This is a genomic window from Mesorhizobium sp. M1428, from assembly GCF_040317515.1.
Taxonomy (GTDB): Bacteria; Pseudomonadota; Alphaproteobacteria; order Rhizobiales; family Rhizobiaceae; genus Mesorhizobium.
Genome location: NZ_JAMYKT010000022.1, coordinates 43,632 through 59,459, shown reverse-complemented (window position 1 = coordinate 59,459; position 15,828 = coordinate 43,632). Strand labels below are relative to the sequence as shown.

At 61.8% G+C, this 15,828-nt stretch carries 17 protein-coding genes and 1 pseudogene; 8 read left to right on the top strand and 10 right to left on the bottom strand.

The annotated features are described in order from the left end of the window. Positions 1-5 precede the first annotated feature (5 nt). Complete coding sequence (locus tag NKG60_RS24915) at positions 6-1,337, top strand: cation diffusion facilitator family transporter (RefSeq protein WP_352975841.1); 1,332 nt, start codon at positions 6-8, stop codon at positions 1,335-1,337. A 54-nt stretch (positions 1,338-1,391) separates the two neighbouring features. Here the strand turns inward: NKG60_RS24915 and NKG60_RS24910 are convergent, their stop codons facing one another. The 5 genes from NKG60_RS24910 to NKG60_RS24890 all read right to left on the bottom strand — a co-directional run bounded on the left by NKG60_RS24910 (position 1,392) and on the right by NKG60_RS24890 (position 4,741). Then, a complete protein-coding gene (locus NKG60_RS24910; RefSeq protein ID WP_352864512.1) occupies positions 1,392-2,009 on the bottom strand; it encodes a sulfite exporter TauE/SafE family protein in 618 nt (205 codons plus the stop codon). A gap of 319 nt (positions 2,010-2,328) precedes the next feature. Then, on the bottom strand, positions 2,329-3,246 hold the full coding sequence (locus NKG60_RS24905; protein ID WP_352975856.1) for a DUF1259 domain-containing protein: 918 nt from the start codon (positions 3,244-3,246) through the stop codon (positions 2,329-2,331). Between the two features lie 54 nt (positions 3,247-3,300). Beyond that, complete coding sequence (locus NKG60_RS24900; RefSeq protein WP_352975839.1) at positions 3,301-3,528, bottom strand: chromate resistance protein ChrB domain-containing protein; 228 nt, start codon at positions 3,526-3,528, stop codon at positions 3,301-3,303. After that, positions 3,525-3,770, bottom strand: coding sequence for a chromate resistance protein ChrB domain-containing protein (locus NKG60_RS24895; RefSeq protein ID WP_352975837.1), 246 nt, complete (start codon positions 3,768-3,770; stop codon positions 3,525-3,527). The genes NKG60_RS24900 and NKG60_RS24895 overlap by 4 nt, the downstream gene beginning before the upstream one ends. Then, entirely contained in the window at positions 3,767-4,741 is a 975-nt protein-coding gene (locus NKG60_RS24890) for a Fe-Mn family superoxide dismutase (protein ID WP_352864507.1), read from the bottom strand. Before NKG60_RS24890 ends, NKG60_RS24895 begins: the two co-directional genes overlap by 4 nt. Positions 4,742-4,851: 110 nt before the next feature. On the opposite strand from NKG60_RS24890, the gene NKG60_RS24885 reads away from it, so the two are divergent. From NKG60_RS24885 to NKG60_RS24875, 3 genes are all read left to right on the top strand, one after another. Next, a complete protein-coding gene (locus tag NKG60_RS24885) occupies positions 4,852-5,829 on the top strand; it encodes a chromate resistance protein ChrB domain-containing protein (RefSeq protein WP_352975835.1) in 978 nt (325 codons plus the stop codon). Between the two features lie 17 nt (positions 5,830-5,846). Next, positions 5,847-7,262, top strand: a complete 1,416-nt coding sequence (chrA, locus tag NKG60_RS24880) for a chromate efflux transporter (RefSeq protein WP_352975854.1) — start codon at positions 5,847-5,849, stop codon at positions 7,260-7,262. Between the two features lie 93 nt (positions 7,263-7,355). Beyond that, positions 7,356-8,561 carry an MFS transporter gene (locus NKG60_RS24875; protein ID WP_502911885.1) on the top strand — a complete coding sequence of 402 codons (1,206 nt, stop codon included), beginning with the start codon at positions 7,356-7,358 and terminating at the stop codon, positions 8,559-8,561. A gap of 56 nt (positions 8,562-8,617) precedes the next feature. Here NKG60_RS24875 and NKG60_RS24870 read toward each other — a convergent pair whose 3' ends face one another. The 5 genes from NKG60_RS24870 to NKG60_RS24850 form a co-directional block, all read right to left on the bottom strand. Next, complete coding sequence (locus tag NKG60_RS24870; protein WP_352670057.1) at positions 8,618-9,217, bottom strand: TetR/AcrR family transcriptional regulator; 600 nt, start codon at positions 9,215-9,217, stop codon at positions 8,618-8,620. 53 nt (positions 9,218-9,270) lie between these two features. After that, positions 9,271-9,519 carry an Arm DNA-binding domain-containing protein gene (locus NKG60_RS24865; protein WP_502903478.1) on the bottom strand — a complete coding sequence of 83 codons (249 nt, stop codon included), beginning with the start codon at positions 9,517-9,519 and terminating at the stop codon, positions 9,271-9,273. Between the two features lie 338 nt (positions 9,520-9,857). After that, on the bottom strand, positions 9,858-10,466 hold the full coding sequence (locus NKG60_RS24860) for a hypothetical protein (protein WP_352670054.1): 609 nt from the start codon (positions 10,464-10,466) through the stop codon (positions 9,858-9,860). Between the two features lie 214 nt (positions 10,467-10,680). Continuing rightward, positions 10,681-11,961 carry a GNAT family N-acetyltransferase gene (locus NKG60_RS24855; RefSeq protein ID WP_352670052.1) on the bottom strand — a complete coding sequence of 427 codons (1,281 nt, stop codon included), beginning with the start codon at positions 11,959-11,961 and terminating at the stop codon, positions 10,681-10,683. Further along, positions 11,961-13,361 carry a lipopolysaccharide biosynthesis protein gene (locus NKG60_RS24850; protein ID WP_352670141.1) on the bottom strand — a complete coding sequence of 467 codons (1,401 nt, stop codon included), beginning with the start codon at positions 13,359-13,361 and terminating at the stop codon, positions 11,961-11,963. The genes NKG60_RS24855 and NKG60_RS24850 overlap by 1 nt, the downstream gene beginning before the upstream one ends. Before the next feature lie 265 nt (positions 13,362-13,626). On the opposite strand from NKG60_RS24850, the gene NKG60_RS24845 reads away from it, so the two are divergent. The 4 genes and pseudogenes from NKG60_RS24845 to NKG60_RS24830 all read left to right on the top strand — a co-directional run bounded on the left by NKG60_RS24845 (position 13,627) and on the right by NKG60_RS24830 (position 15,544). After that, positions 13,627-13,824: a hypothetical protein gene (locus NKG60_RS24845; RefSeq protein WP_352670050.1), complete on the top strand. Its 198-nt coding sequence runs from the start codon at positions 13,627-13,629 to the stop codon at positions 13,822-13,824. A 2-nt stretch (positions 13,825-13,826) separates the two neighbouring features. Next, positions 13,827-13,997 carry a hypothetical protein gene (locus NKG60_RS24840; protein ID WP_352670047.1) on the top strand — a complete coding sequence of 57 codons (171 nt, stop codon included), beginning with the start codon at positions 13,827-13,829 and terminating at the stop codon, positions 13,995-13,997. A gap of 216 nt (positions 13,998-14,213) precedes the next feature. Further along, a pseudogene (locus NKG60_RS24835) lies at positions 14,214-14,416 on the top strand (hypothetical protein); the annotation flags it as partial. A gap of 177 nt (positions 14,417-14,593) precedes the next feature. Beyond that, the gene (locus NKG60_RS24830; RefSeq protein WP_352864494.1) at positions 14,594-15,544 is read left to right on the top strand and encodes an NAD(P)-dependent oxidoreductase; all 951 of its coding nucleotides are present in this window, start codon (positions 14,594-14,596) and stop codon (positions 15,542-15,544) included. Positions 15,545-15,828: the final 284 nt, after the last annotated feature.

Below are 15,828 nucleotides of genomic sequence, written 5' to 3'. Positions count from 1 at the left end.
CCCCCGTGATGGACGGTATTCGCGACTGGTTTGGCTTCGGCCCGGCAACCCAGGGCTTTGGCGGGCACGGCCATGATCATGGCGAGGGCGGTGGACATGGCCATACGCACGGCGTGGTCGATCCCACCATCGCGACGACGACACGCGGCATCTGGGCGATCAAATGGTCGTTTGTCGTGCTGGCGATCACATCGTTGCTGCAACTGATCATCGTGTTCTTGTCGGGCAGCGTGGCGCTGCTTGCCGACACCATCCACAATGTCGGCGACGCGGTCACCGCCATCCCGCTGTGGATCGCCTTCATGCTGGCGAGGCGCAAACCGTCGAAGACCTTCACCTACGGCCTTGGCCGGGTCGAGGACCTAGCCGGCATCGTTATCGTGCTGATCATCCTGTTCAGCGCCATCGTCGCCGGTTATGAGGCGATCGACAGGCTGATCCATCCCCAGGCCATCAGTTTCCTTGGCTGGGTTGCCGCCGCCGGCCTCGTCGGTTTCCTCGGCAATGAGGCGGTCGCGGTATTCCGCATCCGCGTCGGCCGCGAGATCAATAGCGCGGCGCTGATCGCCGACGGCTATCATGCCCGCACCGATGGCTTCACCAGCCTCGCGGTCGTTCTCGGCGCCATCGGCGTCTGGCTCGGCTTTCCGCTCACCGATCCGATTGTCGGCCTTTTGATCACGGTGGCGATCTTCGCCATTGTCTGGCAGTCGTCAAAGGCGGTGCTGACGCGCATGCTGGATGGCGTCGAGCCAGGCATTGTCGACGAAATCCATCATGCCGCCGAACATGTGCGGGGCATCGAACGGGTCGCCCAGGTGCAGGCGCGCTGGATCGGCCACAGGCTGCATGCCGATATCGCCATCAAGGTGGCCGAAACCGCGAGCGCGAACGATGTGGTCGGCATCACAGAGGCTCTGAGAGGGGAGTTGTTCGACCATCTACCCGCGCTCTCGGAGGCGAACATCCGCCTGGAAGGCGAGCGCGGGCCAGTGGTGGCAGGTTCCGGCCATGCGCACCACGCGCCCGAGCCGTTTAAGGTCGCCTGCGAGCTGGCAACGGGCACGCTCGAAATCGTCGACACGCCGGCCGGCGAACGTATGCACCTCACCATCGACAGCCATGCCGACGATCTCCAGGCAACCGTAATCATCGACCGGTCCGAAGGCTCCGAGACGCTTTCCCTCGCACCAGTCGCGGGCGATCATCATAGCCTTGAGAGCAGCGTCGCCCCGGCCGAGCCGCACGAGTTCAAGGCGAGGCTGATCCTGGCGGCAAAGGGCAGGGAACAGATCCTGCCGTTCAAGATGGCGGAGCCGGAAGGTCACCATCACTGATCCTTACGACTGGTCCAGCACCACCTCGCGCCCCGAAGTCCGGGCGGCGCAGGTTTACGTTTGGACGCATTCGTCCTGGTTGGCTTGAAGACAGAAGGCGAGCTCATGGTAGAGCGCAACGACGAGGTCGTGCTGCTTCCAGATCATCAGCATGCCGCTCACGGCCATCAGCATCACGACCGCTGTCCGGAATTGCCGTCCGCTCATCCGCTCGAGCCAAGGTTTTGCCGCAAGCGTCGCAAGCGCAGCACCAAATCCGGTCGCAAGGCCGAAAGCCAGCGCCTGGCCGCCAAATGCGCCGAGACCGGTAAAGACCGTGACTTTGACAATATCTGTCACGAACGAATTCACCGACTTCGTCGCGACCAGGGTCTCCTTGCGGGACCCATAGTTCAGGTAAAGCGAGTTCAGCACCGGGCCGACTGTGCCCATCAAAGCGGAGAGCAGGGACACGATCAGGCCGGCGGGCAAGAACCACCAAAGGCGGGCCCGATAGCTCCGCTCGCGCGCGCCGCCATGGAATTCCAAAATGGCGCCGATCAGATAGAGGCCGATGAAGATCTGCAGCCATTCGGCGCGTGCGTTGGCGAACAGCCAAGCGCCCGCCGCCTGAGATGGCGCCGGGCAAATACCAGCGCACGATGCTCCAATCGACGTCGCGACGAAATGCAAGGATCCGAACCGGATTGCCGATGAGCTCGGTTAAGGTGATCACTGGAGCGACTGCGGCGCTGCCCGTGAGGAACGTCACTGCTGAGATCAACAGCAAACCGCCACCGCCCGCTGATACCGTATTGAGCGCCCAGGTGAGAAAGCCCGCCACGCTGAGCAGGCACAGTTGAACCCAATCCATGCAACGTCGGCTCCGCGTCGACCCGTTCGTGCGAGTGATCGGTATTATCGCGCGTGCGTCGATCGATGGACAGTAGCACCTGGACGGCGAGTCAGTCCGTCACAATCGAACTAGCCGCGACGATTGGAACGGCACGTATCACGACCAGACAAATTGCTCGCGACTGCCCGCGATTCCGCGGGCTAGCTGTTTGAAAGATTTCATCTTGTCGAGAGCCGCCCTTAGCCCGCGTGCCAGCTTTGCGGCATCGTCATTGGCCCAAAAATGCATGAAGAAGAGCCGTGGCTGTTCGTTGAGCATGTGGCTGTGCAAGGCCGCTACCTCGATGCCGTTGTCGCGCAGGGCACGCAGCACGGGGTTTACCTCCGACGCGATCAACACGAAATCGCCTGTGATCGCAGCCTTGTCGCCTCCGGTTGGCTGAAAGTTAATGCCTATGGCGCTGCCCATGGACGCAGGGATGGCCATGCCGCCGTCGGTGATCGTTTCGGCCCGTGGGATGGTGAATTGATAGATGCCGCCATTGGCCTTGCCCTTGCGACCGATAGCCTTGTCGACAGCGGCGGTGTCGAACGGGATCTGCGGCTGTGCCGCGGCGGGCGTGGCATTCTCCATCGGCGTCTTGCTCAGCGCCAACCCGGCATGAAGTGCTGTGGCGAGCGCGACGGTGTCGCCCTCGCCGAAGACATGCATGTAAAGCGTCATCGGCTGCGAGCGCAGCAGATGGTTGTGCAACGCGGTGATCTCGATGCCACTTTCTTCAAGCTTTTTCATGACCGGGTTCACTTCGTCCTGCGTCAGGACGATGTCACCCATGACCATGGCCTGGTTTCCCATCGGTTCGAACGCGACCCAGCCTCCGAGGGCGAATCCCGGCTTAAGAGCCACCCCGTCGAGCGATACTTTCAAGTCAGTTCGCGGCAGGCCGACCCTGTAGACGCCATCGGGCATTTCGGTTCCGGATTTGCCGAATGTCTTTGCAACCATCTGCCAGTCGGGAGCTGCGGCGGCGGGCTGGAGCAGCGCTGACATTGCCGTGGCCATCGCACCGATCATCAGTTTTGCATGCATGGGATATCTCCTTGAGATCCGCCCCCAGTGCCCAATTGGTCATGCGGCCGCCGGCTTCGAGCCGGGTGGCCAGCTGTGGGTCTCCGCCTTGCGTCGGGAGGCCCAGGCGTAGAGCGCATCATAGATGACGAAACCGTGCTTCAGCACCTCGTGGTCGTCGGGTGTCACATCCCGCAGACCCATGGAGATCGCGAGCAGGCCGGCCGACTGTGGCGTGAGATCGTGCCGGTCGGTGTCGGCGCCGCGCACGATCGCGGCAATGGTCACGATCGCCGGTCGCGCTCGAGGCCATATTTCGAGACGAAAGTGTCGAAGCTGCAGCCGTCGCCGACATGCGTGAACTCGACGCCGGGCACGTCATAAGGCGTCGCGCCAGTCTCCCGGGCAACAGGGATCACCTGATCAGGCGGCACAAAGAGAAACTCCGGTTCCTTGTCGATGAAGCGTGCAATCAACCAGGGGCAGGCGATTCGGTCGATGACCGGACGCTCGCGGGTAACCCATTTCATGACGCAATCCTTTCTTCGCTGATCACCAGGGGGACAGTTGGGGCGCCAATGGCGTGCCAGGCGGCGATGCCGCCTGAGAGCGCTGTTGCATCGACGCCGCGGCGACGCAGTTCGGCGACGGCGTCGCCGCTGACCTGGAAGCCGTAGACGCAATAGACGATGACTGGCCTGTCCTTCGGCAGTTCAGCGGCCCAATCGGCAATGGTCTCGGGAGCGCGGAGCTTGGCTCCGGGCAGCATATCGCTGCGTTTTGCCAGATCCTCGGCGAGGCAGACGTCGAGCACGACGAGATCTTCGCCCTGGTCGAGCCGGATCCGCAGTTCCTCTGGCGCAACAGTTGGAAGCCTTTCGTCCGATGCAGGTCCTGTTGAAGGATCGCTCTGCACGACAGCCCGCCGGTGGCGGGCGGCAACCCGCTCCCAATGGATGTTCTTCATGAAGGCATCGACATAGGCGCCAGCCTTGGCGCCAAAATCGAGGTGGTAGGCATGTTCGTACATGTCGAGCGCGAGGATCGGCATGCCGCCAGCGAGGCAGTTGGTGTGATCCGCCGCCCATTGGATCGTCAGCCGATCGCGGCGCTCCGACCAGGTCAGCAGTGTCCATCCCGAGCCTCCGGCCTGCGCCTTCGCACAAGCCATGAACTTGGCGCGCCATGCGGCCACGCTGCCGAAGTCGCGCTCCAGTGCTGCGGCAAGATCGCCACCGGCATCGCCGGCGCCACCCAGCCCATCAAAATAGATTTCATGCAGGATCGCCGAATTGGCGGCAACCAACTCCTCGCGCTTCAAACCATTGATGTCGAAGACGGGCGCCGTGTTCCAATCGAGACCGTCGAGCCGCCGTTCGATGGCGTTGAGGCGGCGAACGGCACCGCCGTAATTGTTTTCGTAGTGGCTGGCCAACAACCGTTCGGACAATCCGACGAGCCTGGGCGGCTTGAACGGCAGCGGCATGATCTGGTGTGGCATCGGGTTCCCTCGTTCGGCGGCACGGCCCATCCGTGAGGAAGCAAACGCTATGCTCGAATCAAGAATGATACAAGTGTTGCATCTCACTCTGTTCGTGATACGGTTCACTTATGAATGAGGGGGAATCGCAGGATCAGCGCTGGCTGCTCCTGATCCATCAGCTGCCAAGCAAGCCAGCCTATTTCCGGGTGAAGATCTGGCGACGGTTGCAAGGCATCGGCGCGGTCGCAGTCAAAAGCACCGTTTACGCCCTGCCGGCCAATGCCGAGATGCAGGAGGATTTCGAATGGCTTCTGAAGGAGATCGTCGCTGGCGGCGGCGAGGCCATGATGTGCGAGGCACGCCTTGTCGACGGTCTGTCGGACGCGCAGGTGCGGGCGATGTTCGACGCCGCCCGTGACGTCGATTACGGGGAGATCGTCGAGGAAGCCCGCGATCTGGCCGCTGAAATCAAGACGAACGCGACATCGGAAAGACGGGCGGAAGCGCGTTCGCAACTCAGCCGCTTGCGCAAGAGGCTCGCCGAAGTGGCGGCAATCGACTTCTTCGGCGCCAGCGGCCGCCTCGCCGTCGAAGGCCTGATCGCCGAACTCGAGACACAGCTTGTAGAGGACAAGGCTATGACCAAGGAACCGAAGAAGGCCGCCGAGCCGAGCGAGCTCAAGGGCCGGATCTGGGTCACACGCCGGGACGTGCATGTCGACCGTATTGCCTGCAGCTGGCTGATCCATCGCTTCATCGATGCTGACGCGATCATCCGCTTCGTGGCGGGCAAGGGATACGTGCCAAAGGAGGGGGAATTGCGCTTCGACATGTTCGAAGGCGAAATCACCCATGAGGGCGATCGCTGCAGCTTCGAGGTTCTGGTTACCCGCGCCGGCATCAATGACCCAGCGCTTCAGGCCATCGCCGAGATCGTCCATGACATCGACCCCAAGGACAACAAGTTCGGCCGCGAGGAGGCGACAGGAATTGCCAGCCTGATTGCCGGCATAGCCATGGCTAATGAGAGCGACGAGCAGCGGATCGCGCAGGGCGCTCCTGTCTTCGACAACCTCTATCAGTATTTCCGCAAGAAACGTGGATGATCGCAAGGACCCGAACAATGGCCAATCTGGAGCAGTCCATCGCGGCCCACCCGTCTCCGGCCGAGGCTCACGACCATGGCGTTTCGTTTGCTGCCGCTATGCGCGTATGGGCTCGCGTGGCGATGCTCAGCTTTGGCGGCCCGGCCGGCCAGATCGCCATGATGCATCGCATCATCGTCGAGGAAAAGCGCTGGATCGGCGAGACTCGCTTCCTGCATGCGCTCAACTACTGCACGCTGCTGCCCGGTCCTGAGGCACAGCAATTGGCAATCTATATCGGCTGGCTTATGCACAAGACCAAGGGCGGTCTCGTGGCGGGAACCCTGTTTGTGCTGCCCGGGGCGATCGCCATCATGATCCTGAGCTGGATCTACGCGGTCTTCGGCAATGTCGGCGCTGTCCAGGCGCTCTTCTTCGGCCTGAAGGCTGCGGTCCTGGCCATTGTGCTCGAAGCGGTCCTGCGGATCGGCAGGCGAGCGCTCAGGAACAATGTGATGGTCGGCCTCGCTGCGGCTGCCTTCATCGCCTTGTTCTTCTTTCATGCGCCGTTTCCGCTGGTCATTCTGATCGCAGCTGGGATCGGTTACGTGGGGGGCAGGGCAGGCTGGGCTGCTTTCAAGTCGGGCAACGGACATGGCAAGGTTGGCGGAACGCAGGTCGACGATGCCGACTCCGCGCTTGGCGAAGGGGTGCCGGCTCATGCACGGCCCTCCGCCGCGTGGGGGTTCAAGGTGGCAGGTGTGGGACTGCTGCTATGGCTGGTCCCGGTCCTCGCGCTGCTTGCATTCCTCGGGCAAGGCAACGTCTTCACCGATATTGCGATCTTCTTCTCGAAGATGGCGATGGTTACCTTCGGCGGCGCCTATGCGGTCTTGGCCTATGTCGCCCAGCAGGGTGTGGAGCACTATGGCTGGCTCAAGCCAGGAGAGATGCTGGACGGCCTCGGCATGGCCGAGACGACGCCCGGCCCATTGATTATGGTCACCCAGTTTGTCGGCTTCATGGGAGCTTATCGGGCGCCAGGCGTGCTCGGCCCGCTGGTTGCCGGAACGCTCGGCGGCCTTCTCACGACATGGGTAACCTTCGTCCCGTGCTTCCTGTGGATATTCCTCGGCGCGCCGTTCATGGAGACGATGCGCAGCAACAAGGCCTTTTCCGCAGCGCTGTCTGCCATCACCGCCGCGGTGGTTGGTGTGATCCTGAACCTGGCGGTATGGTTCGCGCTTCATGTCCTGTTCCGCGAACTCCATGACGTCAGCTGGCTGGGCATCACGCTGGACGTGCCGGTGTTCAATTCCGTCAATATCCCGTCACTGGTCCTGACGCTCGGCGCACTGGTAGCGGTATTCCGTTTCAAGGTCGGCATGATCCCGGTCCTGGTGGCCTGTTCAATATTGGGTATTCTTTACGGCGTCGCCACGGGTTCGATCTAGGCTCTGGATTCTGCCCGGCGGTATGCAGGAGGTGCGTTGACAATTCGAAGGCCGACGGAAGCGTTGCAATTGCCGAAGCGCAGACTTGTGCTCCTGCCGTCCGGTGCCGGCCCGACGGCTTCCCATTTGCTGGCGTCACGGGGATTGCGGGCGTTTGGCGACGGACTTGTCAGTCTTTTGCTTCCCGCCTATCTGGCGGCGCTCGGCTTCAACGCTTTCGAGATCGGGATCTTCGCCACGGCAACGCTCTCGGGATCGGCGGCGCTCACGCTGGGCGTCGGAGCCATCGCGCACCGTTTCTCGCGCCGCTCGCTGCTCATCGCGGCAGCGGGCCTGATGATTCTGACCGGACTTGCCTTTGCGCTCGTCCATGATTTCTGGCCGCTGCTCTTGGTCGCGTTCGTCGGAACATTGAACCCATCCTCCGGCGACGTGAGCGTGTTTCTGCCACTCGAGCAAGCGGAACTTGCCCACAGCGTCACCGATCGCGATCGAACCGCGCTGTTTGCCCGCTACAGCGTTGTCGGCTCCCTCATTGGGGCTGTCGGCGCTCTGGCGGCCGGCGCTCCCGACCTCCTGCGACACCTGATCGGGATAGAAATCAAACAGGCCCTTCAGCTTGCTTTCCTGCTCTATGCCTTCCTTGGGGTCGGATCGCTGCTCCTGTATCGGCGGCTGCCCGACGCATCGATCGAAGCGGATGCTGCGCCGGCGGAGCCCTTGCGCAAGTCTCGAACCATCGTCCTTGCGCTTGCCGCGCTCTTCAGCCTGGACGCATTTGCGGGCGGCCTTGTGGTTCAGTCCCTGCTGGCACTGTGGCTTTATCAAACCTTTGGCCTGTCCCTCGCTACCACAGGCGCAATTTTCTTCTGCACGGGCGTGCTTTCAGCCGTGTCGTATCTGGTGGCGGTTCAAATCTCCAAACGAATCGGACTGGTGAACACGATGGTATTCACCCACCTGCCGTCGAGCCTTTGCCTGCTGCTCATTCCGTTCATGCACAGCCTCGCTCCGGTGATCGTCCTTCTGCTGATCCGGAGTGCGCTGTCGCAGATGGACGTGCCAACCCGCACCTCTTACGTGATGGCGGTGGTGACGCCGGGCGAGCGTGCCGCAGCAGCGAGCGTCACCGCCGTGCCACGCAGCCTCGCATCGGCGGCGAGTCCGATGCTGGCCGGCTCGCTGCTTGCCGTTTCGGGCTTTGGCTGGCCGCTCCTCATCGCTGGAGCCCTGAAGATCGTCTATGACATTCTTCTGCTCGTGACGTTCCGCAAGATTCGGCCGCCGGAGGAACGATAATAAAGTGCCCAACGACGCCGGGATCGGCGACGCGAATGATTCAACTTAAGCCTGCTTCAATCCGAGCCGCCGATGCCCATGGCGGAGACACCCCGAGCGGCCATCCGCTGGAAGAGGTCGTCGACCTGCGCCGGCAAAAGGCTGGCGCTCTCGGCGATCCACCAGGCAAGCACGGCGAGAAATGCTCCTGATATGAACTGGACGGCGAATTCGGTGGGCATCCCTGTGCCGCCGGTCCGTTTGCCGGCAAGTTCCACCCGCACAGCGCGCCGTATCCGTTCGCGCAACTGGTCGTGGATCGTGTCGCCGCTGCTCGAAAGCAGCGCGTGATGAAGCGACCGGAACGTCCGCGCGTGCTCGAACATCGGCAGGCTGAATTCGAACAGGCGGTAGCCCGTCTTTCCGTCTGCCGACACGCGCTTGCTCAGCGACTGCAGATGCGCCTCCAGGGTCGCGCTGCGCAGTTCGTCCTTGCCGGCGTAGTGGGTATAGAAGGTCGACCTGCCGACATCAGCTTTCTGGCAGATGTCTCCCACGGTGAGAGCCGCATAGCCGCGCTCGGGGATCAGGGCAATCAGCGCGTCCTGCAGCAGAGCGCGCGTGCGCGCGACGCACCGGTCGATCGTACTCCTGTCGTCGGTCCGCTCAATTTTCATGGTCACTGCCCCTTGCCGCGTGCGATTTCGGACATTCGGCGCCCCGGTGTCTGTCAATGGCCGTCGGCGAGCCAGTCCTGGGCAATCGTTCGAGCCTGCTCAACGGTGATTTCGCCAAAGCGCCCGATGGCCGGTTTGCGCCGCTGGCCGTTGGTCGCGACGTAGGCCACCATGAATGCCTTGCGTCCCGTCGGGGTGACCTTCAGCAAAAACCCAGGTATGACTGTGTCGCGAAGTTCGTAGGGTTCCTGATCGGCCCTCGCGGCATCGACGACCGTCTTTGTGAGCTTGATCTTGGGCATGCCTAACCTCCGTTGAGGTCGATTTCAGGTGCAGAGTAGGTGCAGCCAGAAATCAAACCGTGGCGTATGTCCGGTTAGGTATGGATGATTGGACGGGCCGAAAAGGCTAGCCGCTACAATCGGTTACCGTACAATTGGATACTGCCGGATAAGATTAGGATAAGGCATATCCGGCTTCTCAAAATCGAGTTCCGCAAGGAGTGCTGGTTCGATCCCGGCTAGGGGCACCATTTTCCCATCCGTCGAGAGAGCTCGGTTTGGTCGTTATCCCAGGAGCCTCCTGGGATAACTGAGGCCCCGAGCGCTTTCGACAACCCAGACTGTAACGGTGGTCGCTATCACATCGGCCCCGGCACCATCTTGGTCGGCTGCTCCGGCATCGGAAACGCATAATTGTCGCATTTCACGTCCGGGTTCGTCGGGCTGAACATTCCGAGCGGGTTCTCCTTGAACAGCCAAGCGTGAAGGTCGTAGTGGTGGAACTCCTTCGGGATGAGCGGATAATGCCCCTCCATAGGCCCCATGAATGTCTGGCCGAAAAGCTTCGGCGGCTCCTTGGTGTCCGGCGTCAAGGGCACGAGCCATTCCACGCCGACCAGGCGCAATTCGCCGCCGACCGGCTCATAGATCAGCACATTGGGACGCGTCGGATCCGCGGTCGGGCCGACAGTCGTGACGTTGACGAAATGGATGCCCATCGCGCCCTTAGGGTAGTCCATCGCCCCCTCTACCTTTTCTCCGCTGTAGAAGACGCATCCAACCGTCGATAGATAAAGCTCGCGAATGGCAACCTTGTAGTCTTCATACCTGGACAGCGATTTACGCAGGGCATCGATCTCGGCCTTGTCGGGTTCGGCGGCCCGAGGCGCGGCGGCATTCAGACACGCGCCAACGAGACCTGCCAAGGCGACGATACCGAGACGCCTGAGGTGAGTTGTTTTCGTCATGCATTCCTCCCAGATTTTTCTTCTGGCCGTGCAGGACCGAGGCGGCAATGATGCTGGACGCGCGGCCGTAATTGATCGCCTCATCCCGGTTGGGACTGCGTCGATGCTAATCCTTTCCGTTGATCGGGAGAATTAACCCTGACGAGCTAGGCCCGAGCGGGCCGACGGTGTGGAGACGGACGGCCGGGCCGGGTCCCACTTTGGATCCGATGCACTAGCGCCGCCGCAGCAGGCTCCTCATCCGGTTGCGCAGGAGGCGCGCCATGTTGCGGGTTTCGCGGTAGAGGTGAAGCTGCGAGGCCGCCTGACGGGCGGGGCGGTCCGCGTCCGGCGTCAGCCCGATCACCAGCGTGCCCATCGGCTTGCGTTCAGACCACAGCCGGCTCATCACCGGATGGTCGGGCACCGCGCAGGAATCGGTCATCATGATGTTGGGGTCGTCGAGATGCTGCCTGGTCACCTCGATCATCAGCAGCGTGCCCGGCGAATAGGCGGCGAGCGTCTCGTCATAGGCGGTCTTCCAGGTGTAGGCGACGCCGGCCTCGACGAAGACGACCAGGCAGGCGATGGTGCGGCCGTCGAGCGTCAGCGAATGGATGCGGCAGAGGTCCTGCTCGGCCAGCCGGTGCACCGCTTCGCGGGCGAAGGCGGCGCGGTAGCGGTCGATGGCCATGGCGGTGCGCTCGCGGCCTTTCCAGCCGGAAGCCTCCAGCGTCAGGAAATTTTCGATGGCGTGGCGGATCTCGTCCGGCCCGCGCGCCACGACATGCTCCAGCTGGCCGAGATCGGCGAGACGGCGCTTCAGGCGGCGGAACTCGCGATAATGGTGGGCGCGCAGTGAAGTCTTCAGATACTCCTCGCCGTCGAGCCCGCTTTCGAGCACCGGGCGGTCGGCCTTGCCGGTGGTCACCAGCGTCAGGCCGCGCGTTTCGGCGACGCTGGCGAGCAGGCTCGCCACCGGGCCATCCAGCCTTATGTCGGGCAGCACGAAGACCTTCGGCAGCTTCAGATGCGGCCTCGACAGCATCGCGAAGAAATCCTCAATGACGCCGATCGGATCGTCGCGATCGACCAGCGGCGTGCCGATCGGGCCGAACGGGCTCGACCAGGTGCGCATCACGGGAACCCCGAGCGGCACCACCGGTCGCTCGACCGAGAACGGCACCAGCAGGCGCAGCCGGTTGCGGTACTGGTCGCCGTCGCGGATTACGGCCAGCCGCACCTCGCGGTCCTCGAGCCTAGGCATCGCCGGCGCCAGGAAGCGCGGATTGAAGAAGACGTTGGGCTCGATCGTACGCGTGCAGAGATAGTCGAGCTCCTCGACCAGGTCGAAGCCGGCGGAGGCCGGATAGATGGCAAGCTTGCGCTCGGGCCGGTTGTTGGCGAGGATCTCGACATGGGCGGGATCGGCTTCGCGGGCAAGTCCGGCAAGGCCGGACACCATGGCGCCGGCCGGGCCGCCGCTGGTTTCCTCGAGCAAGGGGACGGCAGCCATCAGGCGGCTCCTTTGGCGGGCACGAAAATGGCCATGGCGATGCCGAGCTTGCGCCAGACCGTGAAGGACAGCGCGCCGGCCTCGAAGATCATGGCGAAGACGGTGGCCATCGCCGCGCCCCACAGGCCGAAGAGCGGGATCAGCACGACGCTGAGCGCGATGTTGAAGGCCAGCGTCATGGCATAGACAGCGGCACAGATGTTCTGGTTGCCGCTCATGGTGAGCAGGCTTTCGCAAGGGCCGACGGCGGCCCGCGCGACGACCCCGAACACCAGCAGGAACAGCAGCGGATAGCCGGTGGAAAATTCCGGGCCGAACAGGGTCAGCATCGGCTCGCCCAGCGCCAGCACCAGCAGCGCCATCGCCAGCGACGGCCAGAAGGTCCACGACACGGTTTCGCGGGCGAAGGCGGCGAGCTTTTGCGGCTCGCCATGGGTGAACTGCGCATAGCGCTGGGCAACGCCGGCCTTGACGGCGAAATAGACGAAATGCACGAGCGCCAGCGTCTTGACCGTGGCGAAATAGACGGCGACGTCGTTGGGATCGAGATAGGCGCCGACCATCAGCACGTCGGCATTGGTGAGCAGGAAGAAGAAGCTCTCGACCAGGAAGATCGGCAGCGAGACGATGAACCATTGGCCAAAATGCAGCTTCATCGGCCCGGCCGGGATCCTTTTGTCGATGCGCGAGGTGACGCCGATGAGTTGGCCGAGCGTGGTGGCATAGGTGGCGGCGATGGCGGCGAAGATCGCCGTTTTGGCGTCCGGTGCGTAGCCCGCCAGCAGCATCAGCGCCATGAACGCCAGGATCAGCACCGGCCGCACCAGGAATGTCGGCGACAGCGCAAACAGCGCCCACGAATTGGCCCGCGCCAGCCCTTGCAGAAGGTCGGACATGGCGATCATCGGCAGGCAGATGATGCCGAGGATGAACGGCACGACGTAATAGTTTTCGATGTAGGACGACAGCAGCCAGACGCCGAGCGCGCCGAGGCCGGCGATCACGGTGGAGGCAATCAGCACGAACAGCCGGCTGGCCCGCACGATGCCGCGCAATTCGGCCAACATGCCGCGCTCGCGATATTCGGGGATGAAGCGGATGATCGAGGTGTGGAAACCGAGGCAGGCAAGGTTGCCGACGATGACCATAGTCACCCAGACAAGCACGAAAATGCCGTATTCGAACGAGCCCATCCAGCGCGCCATCAGGACCTGGCTGACGAAGGCGATGACGGCGCTGACGATGCGGACCGAAAAGGCGATCAGCGACATGCGGCCGGCTTCGCCCCGCGCGCCGGCGCTGAACAGCACGGCATCGATCAGGCCAAGCAGCGGCCCGATGCGCAGCGCAAGGCGCTGCGGCAAGAACCGCCCGGCTGTCGTCGCCGCGGAAAAGCGCACCCCGATCACACTCCGTTTTCCGCTTCTTTTCTGGCTACGCGTGTAGCGAAAACACATTAAGAAACGGTTGGGTGAGCGGAGCCCTTCGCCCCGTCTCTATACGGGGAGAAGGTGCCGGCAGGCGGATGAGGGGCGGGTGCGCTGCTTCCTATTCATCATTCGCGCAACCCTTCACCCTGCTCGGTAGTGTCTCAGGTTGAAATACGCGGAAACGCCTATCTCGTTTGCCCCATATGCGAAAACGCCTATATGCTTAGCGGAACGCATGGCAGCAACAATGGTCTACACTGTGATCTGGTATGGAAGGCAAGGCATCGTCGACAAGGTGATCTTCGACGAGGAGAAGACCGCGAAAGATCATGCAACCTCCATGTTCCAAATCCGAAAGGGTGACGATGGAATCGTGTCCGTTGAAGTTCGTAAGGACAACGGCGCTGTCGTCTTTAGCCATGCGGAGAACTAGGAATGCCAACCGGACCTAAAGGCCAGAAGCGCCCCGCCGACATTATCGGCAATGTCGTTCGCGTCATGCGGATTGCCACTGGCGAGGAAGCCGACGACGTGATTGACGACGGCAAAGACCTGCCGCGAAAGCGCTGGGCGCGAAAGGCGGCAAGAAGCGGGCCGAGATTATGAGGCCAGAGCGTCGGGCTGAGATCGCCAAACATAGCCGCCAGTGAAAACCTGATCGCAGCATCTGCCGAAATAGGCTTTTGCAAGAATCTCTATCCCAGAAGAGGGATGCGTGGAATTCAACCAGCTAGGTGACCTCGAACGCCGTGCCCTGCGTCCCGGCAACGTCCGCAGTGCCGACAGCAGGAAAGATGTTCTGGCACCACTTACCAGGTGACAAAGAAGCTCATCAAGATCGGTGCCGAGGTTATCAGCCATGGGCGTTATGTCGCCTTCCAGATGCGGAGGTCGCTATCCCGAGGCAACTCTTCACCGACATCCTGCGGTTGATCGCGGAACTCCGGCCATCGCCCATCCATCACCGGCGTGACCGGCCCGGTTGTCATGCGTTCCAGCAAAACCAGGGGAGAACTATGCCTTGAAGAAAGCGAAATCGATATCCTCGGCCAGCAGCGGGCAGACATCACGGCTTTGGCGGATCACCAACGCCATTTTTGCCGGGGTCTGGTCTTGCAACTGGTGCCAGTTTGCGCAAACCTCAGTCTCAACAGACTGGTAATCCGGTGGATGCCTGATTACCTGAATCTGGGAGGGGCGAAGTGTTAGGCGAGCCCATTACCGTTCTGATGGTCAATGAGTATCCTGACTACATTGATGCACAAGTATGGGCTGCTGAGCTGAAAACCCGTGTGCCGCAGCTGGAGTTCAGGCTTTGGCCAGACGCCGGGAACAAAAGTGACATAGATATTGTGCTGATCGACAAGGGCGCCAGTCCTGGCTTTTTTGATGCCATGACGGGGCTAAGCGCCGTCGTCTATTTGGGAGCCGGTGTCGAGGGTATTGATCTTCAGAGCTTTCCCAAGAGTGTTCCGCTCATCAGGCTCGCAACGCGTGAGCAGGCTTCGGAAGTGGTGCAGTACATCGTCCTTCGCGTTCTCTGCCAGCAACGGCATGTTGCGGATTACATGAGTCTACAAGCCCGCAAGTTGTGGAATCCGATCGCGCCGCGGAAGATCTCCGAGACAAGACTTGTTGTGCTGGGTGCGGGCCGGATCGGTGGCTGGGCCGCAAAGCTGTTTGCAGACTTTGGCTACGACACAGCAGTCTGGTCTCGTCATCAAAAGACGCTTCCTGGTATACACAGTTACTTTGGCCGTGCCCAGCTTGCGGACGCACTCACAAATCGGGACTTCGTTATCTGTTCACTTCCCCTGACTGGTGACACTCGTGGGATACTGAACTCGAGTGCCTTTGGAACAATGAAGCGAGGTGCCTACCTTGTGAACGTCGGCAGGGGCGCGCATGTCAACGAAGCCGACCTGATCCGCGCTCTCGACGAAGGTCAGCTTTCTGGTGCTTGTCTTGACGTGTTTGAGCGTGAACCGCTGGAGGCTTCATCGCCGTTGTGGACTCATCCCAAGGTGACCGTCACACCTCATGTCGCGAGCTTCTGGGTGGATTCTGGAATCGACCAGGCCGCCGATCTCTGCGGTCAAGTCGCAAGAGGAGAGCCTCTGTCCAACAAGATCGACCTCGAACGGGGTTATTGAATCGAAGTAGTGTCTTTACCCACTTTAGCAGGTTCCGATCTTCATGAAGCGCGGACATCAGCGCGTGCGTCAGCCGGCTATTAGATTTCAAACTGAAACACCACCGACGGTCGAGATACAGAAAATTCGAAATGCGTATTTTGGTATCGGCGGGACAGCGCCCCCTGTAGCCTGCCGGCCATCTCCCCCTCAAGTGGGGAGATCGACTAGTCGCCAACGCCTCTGCTGCCCTTCATCGCCCTTTCGGGCACCTTCTCCCCGTGAACGGGGAGAAGGAAAGGTGG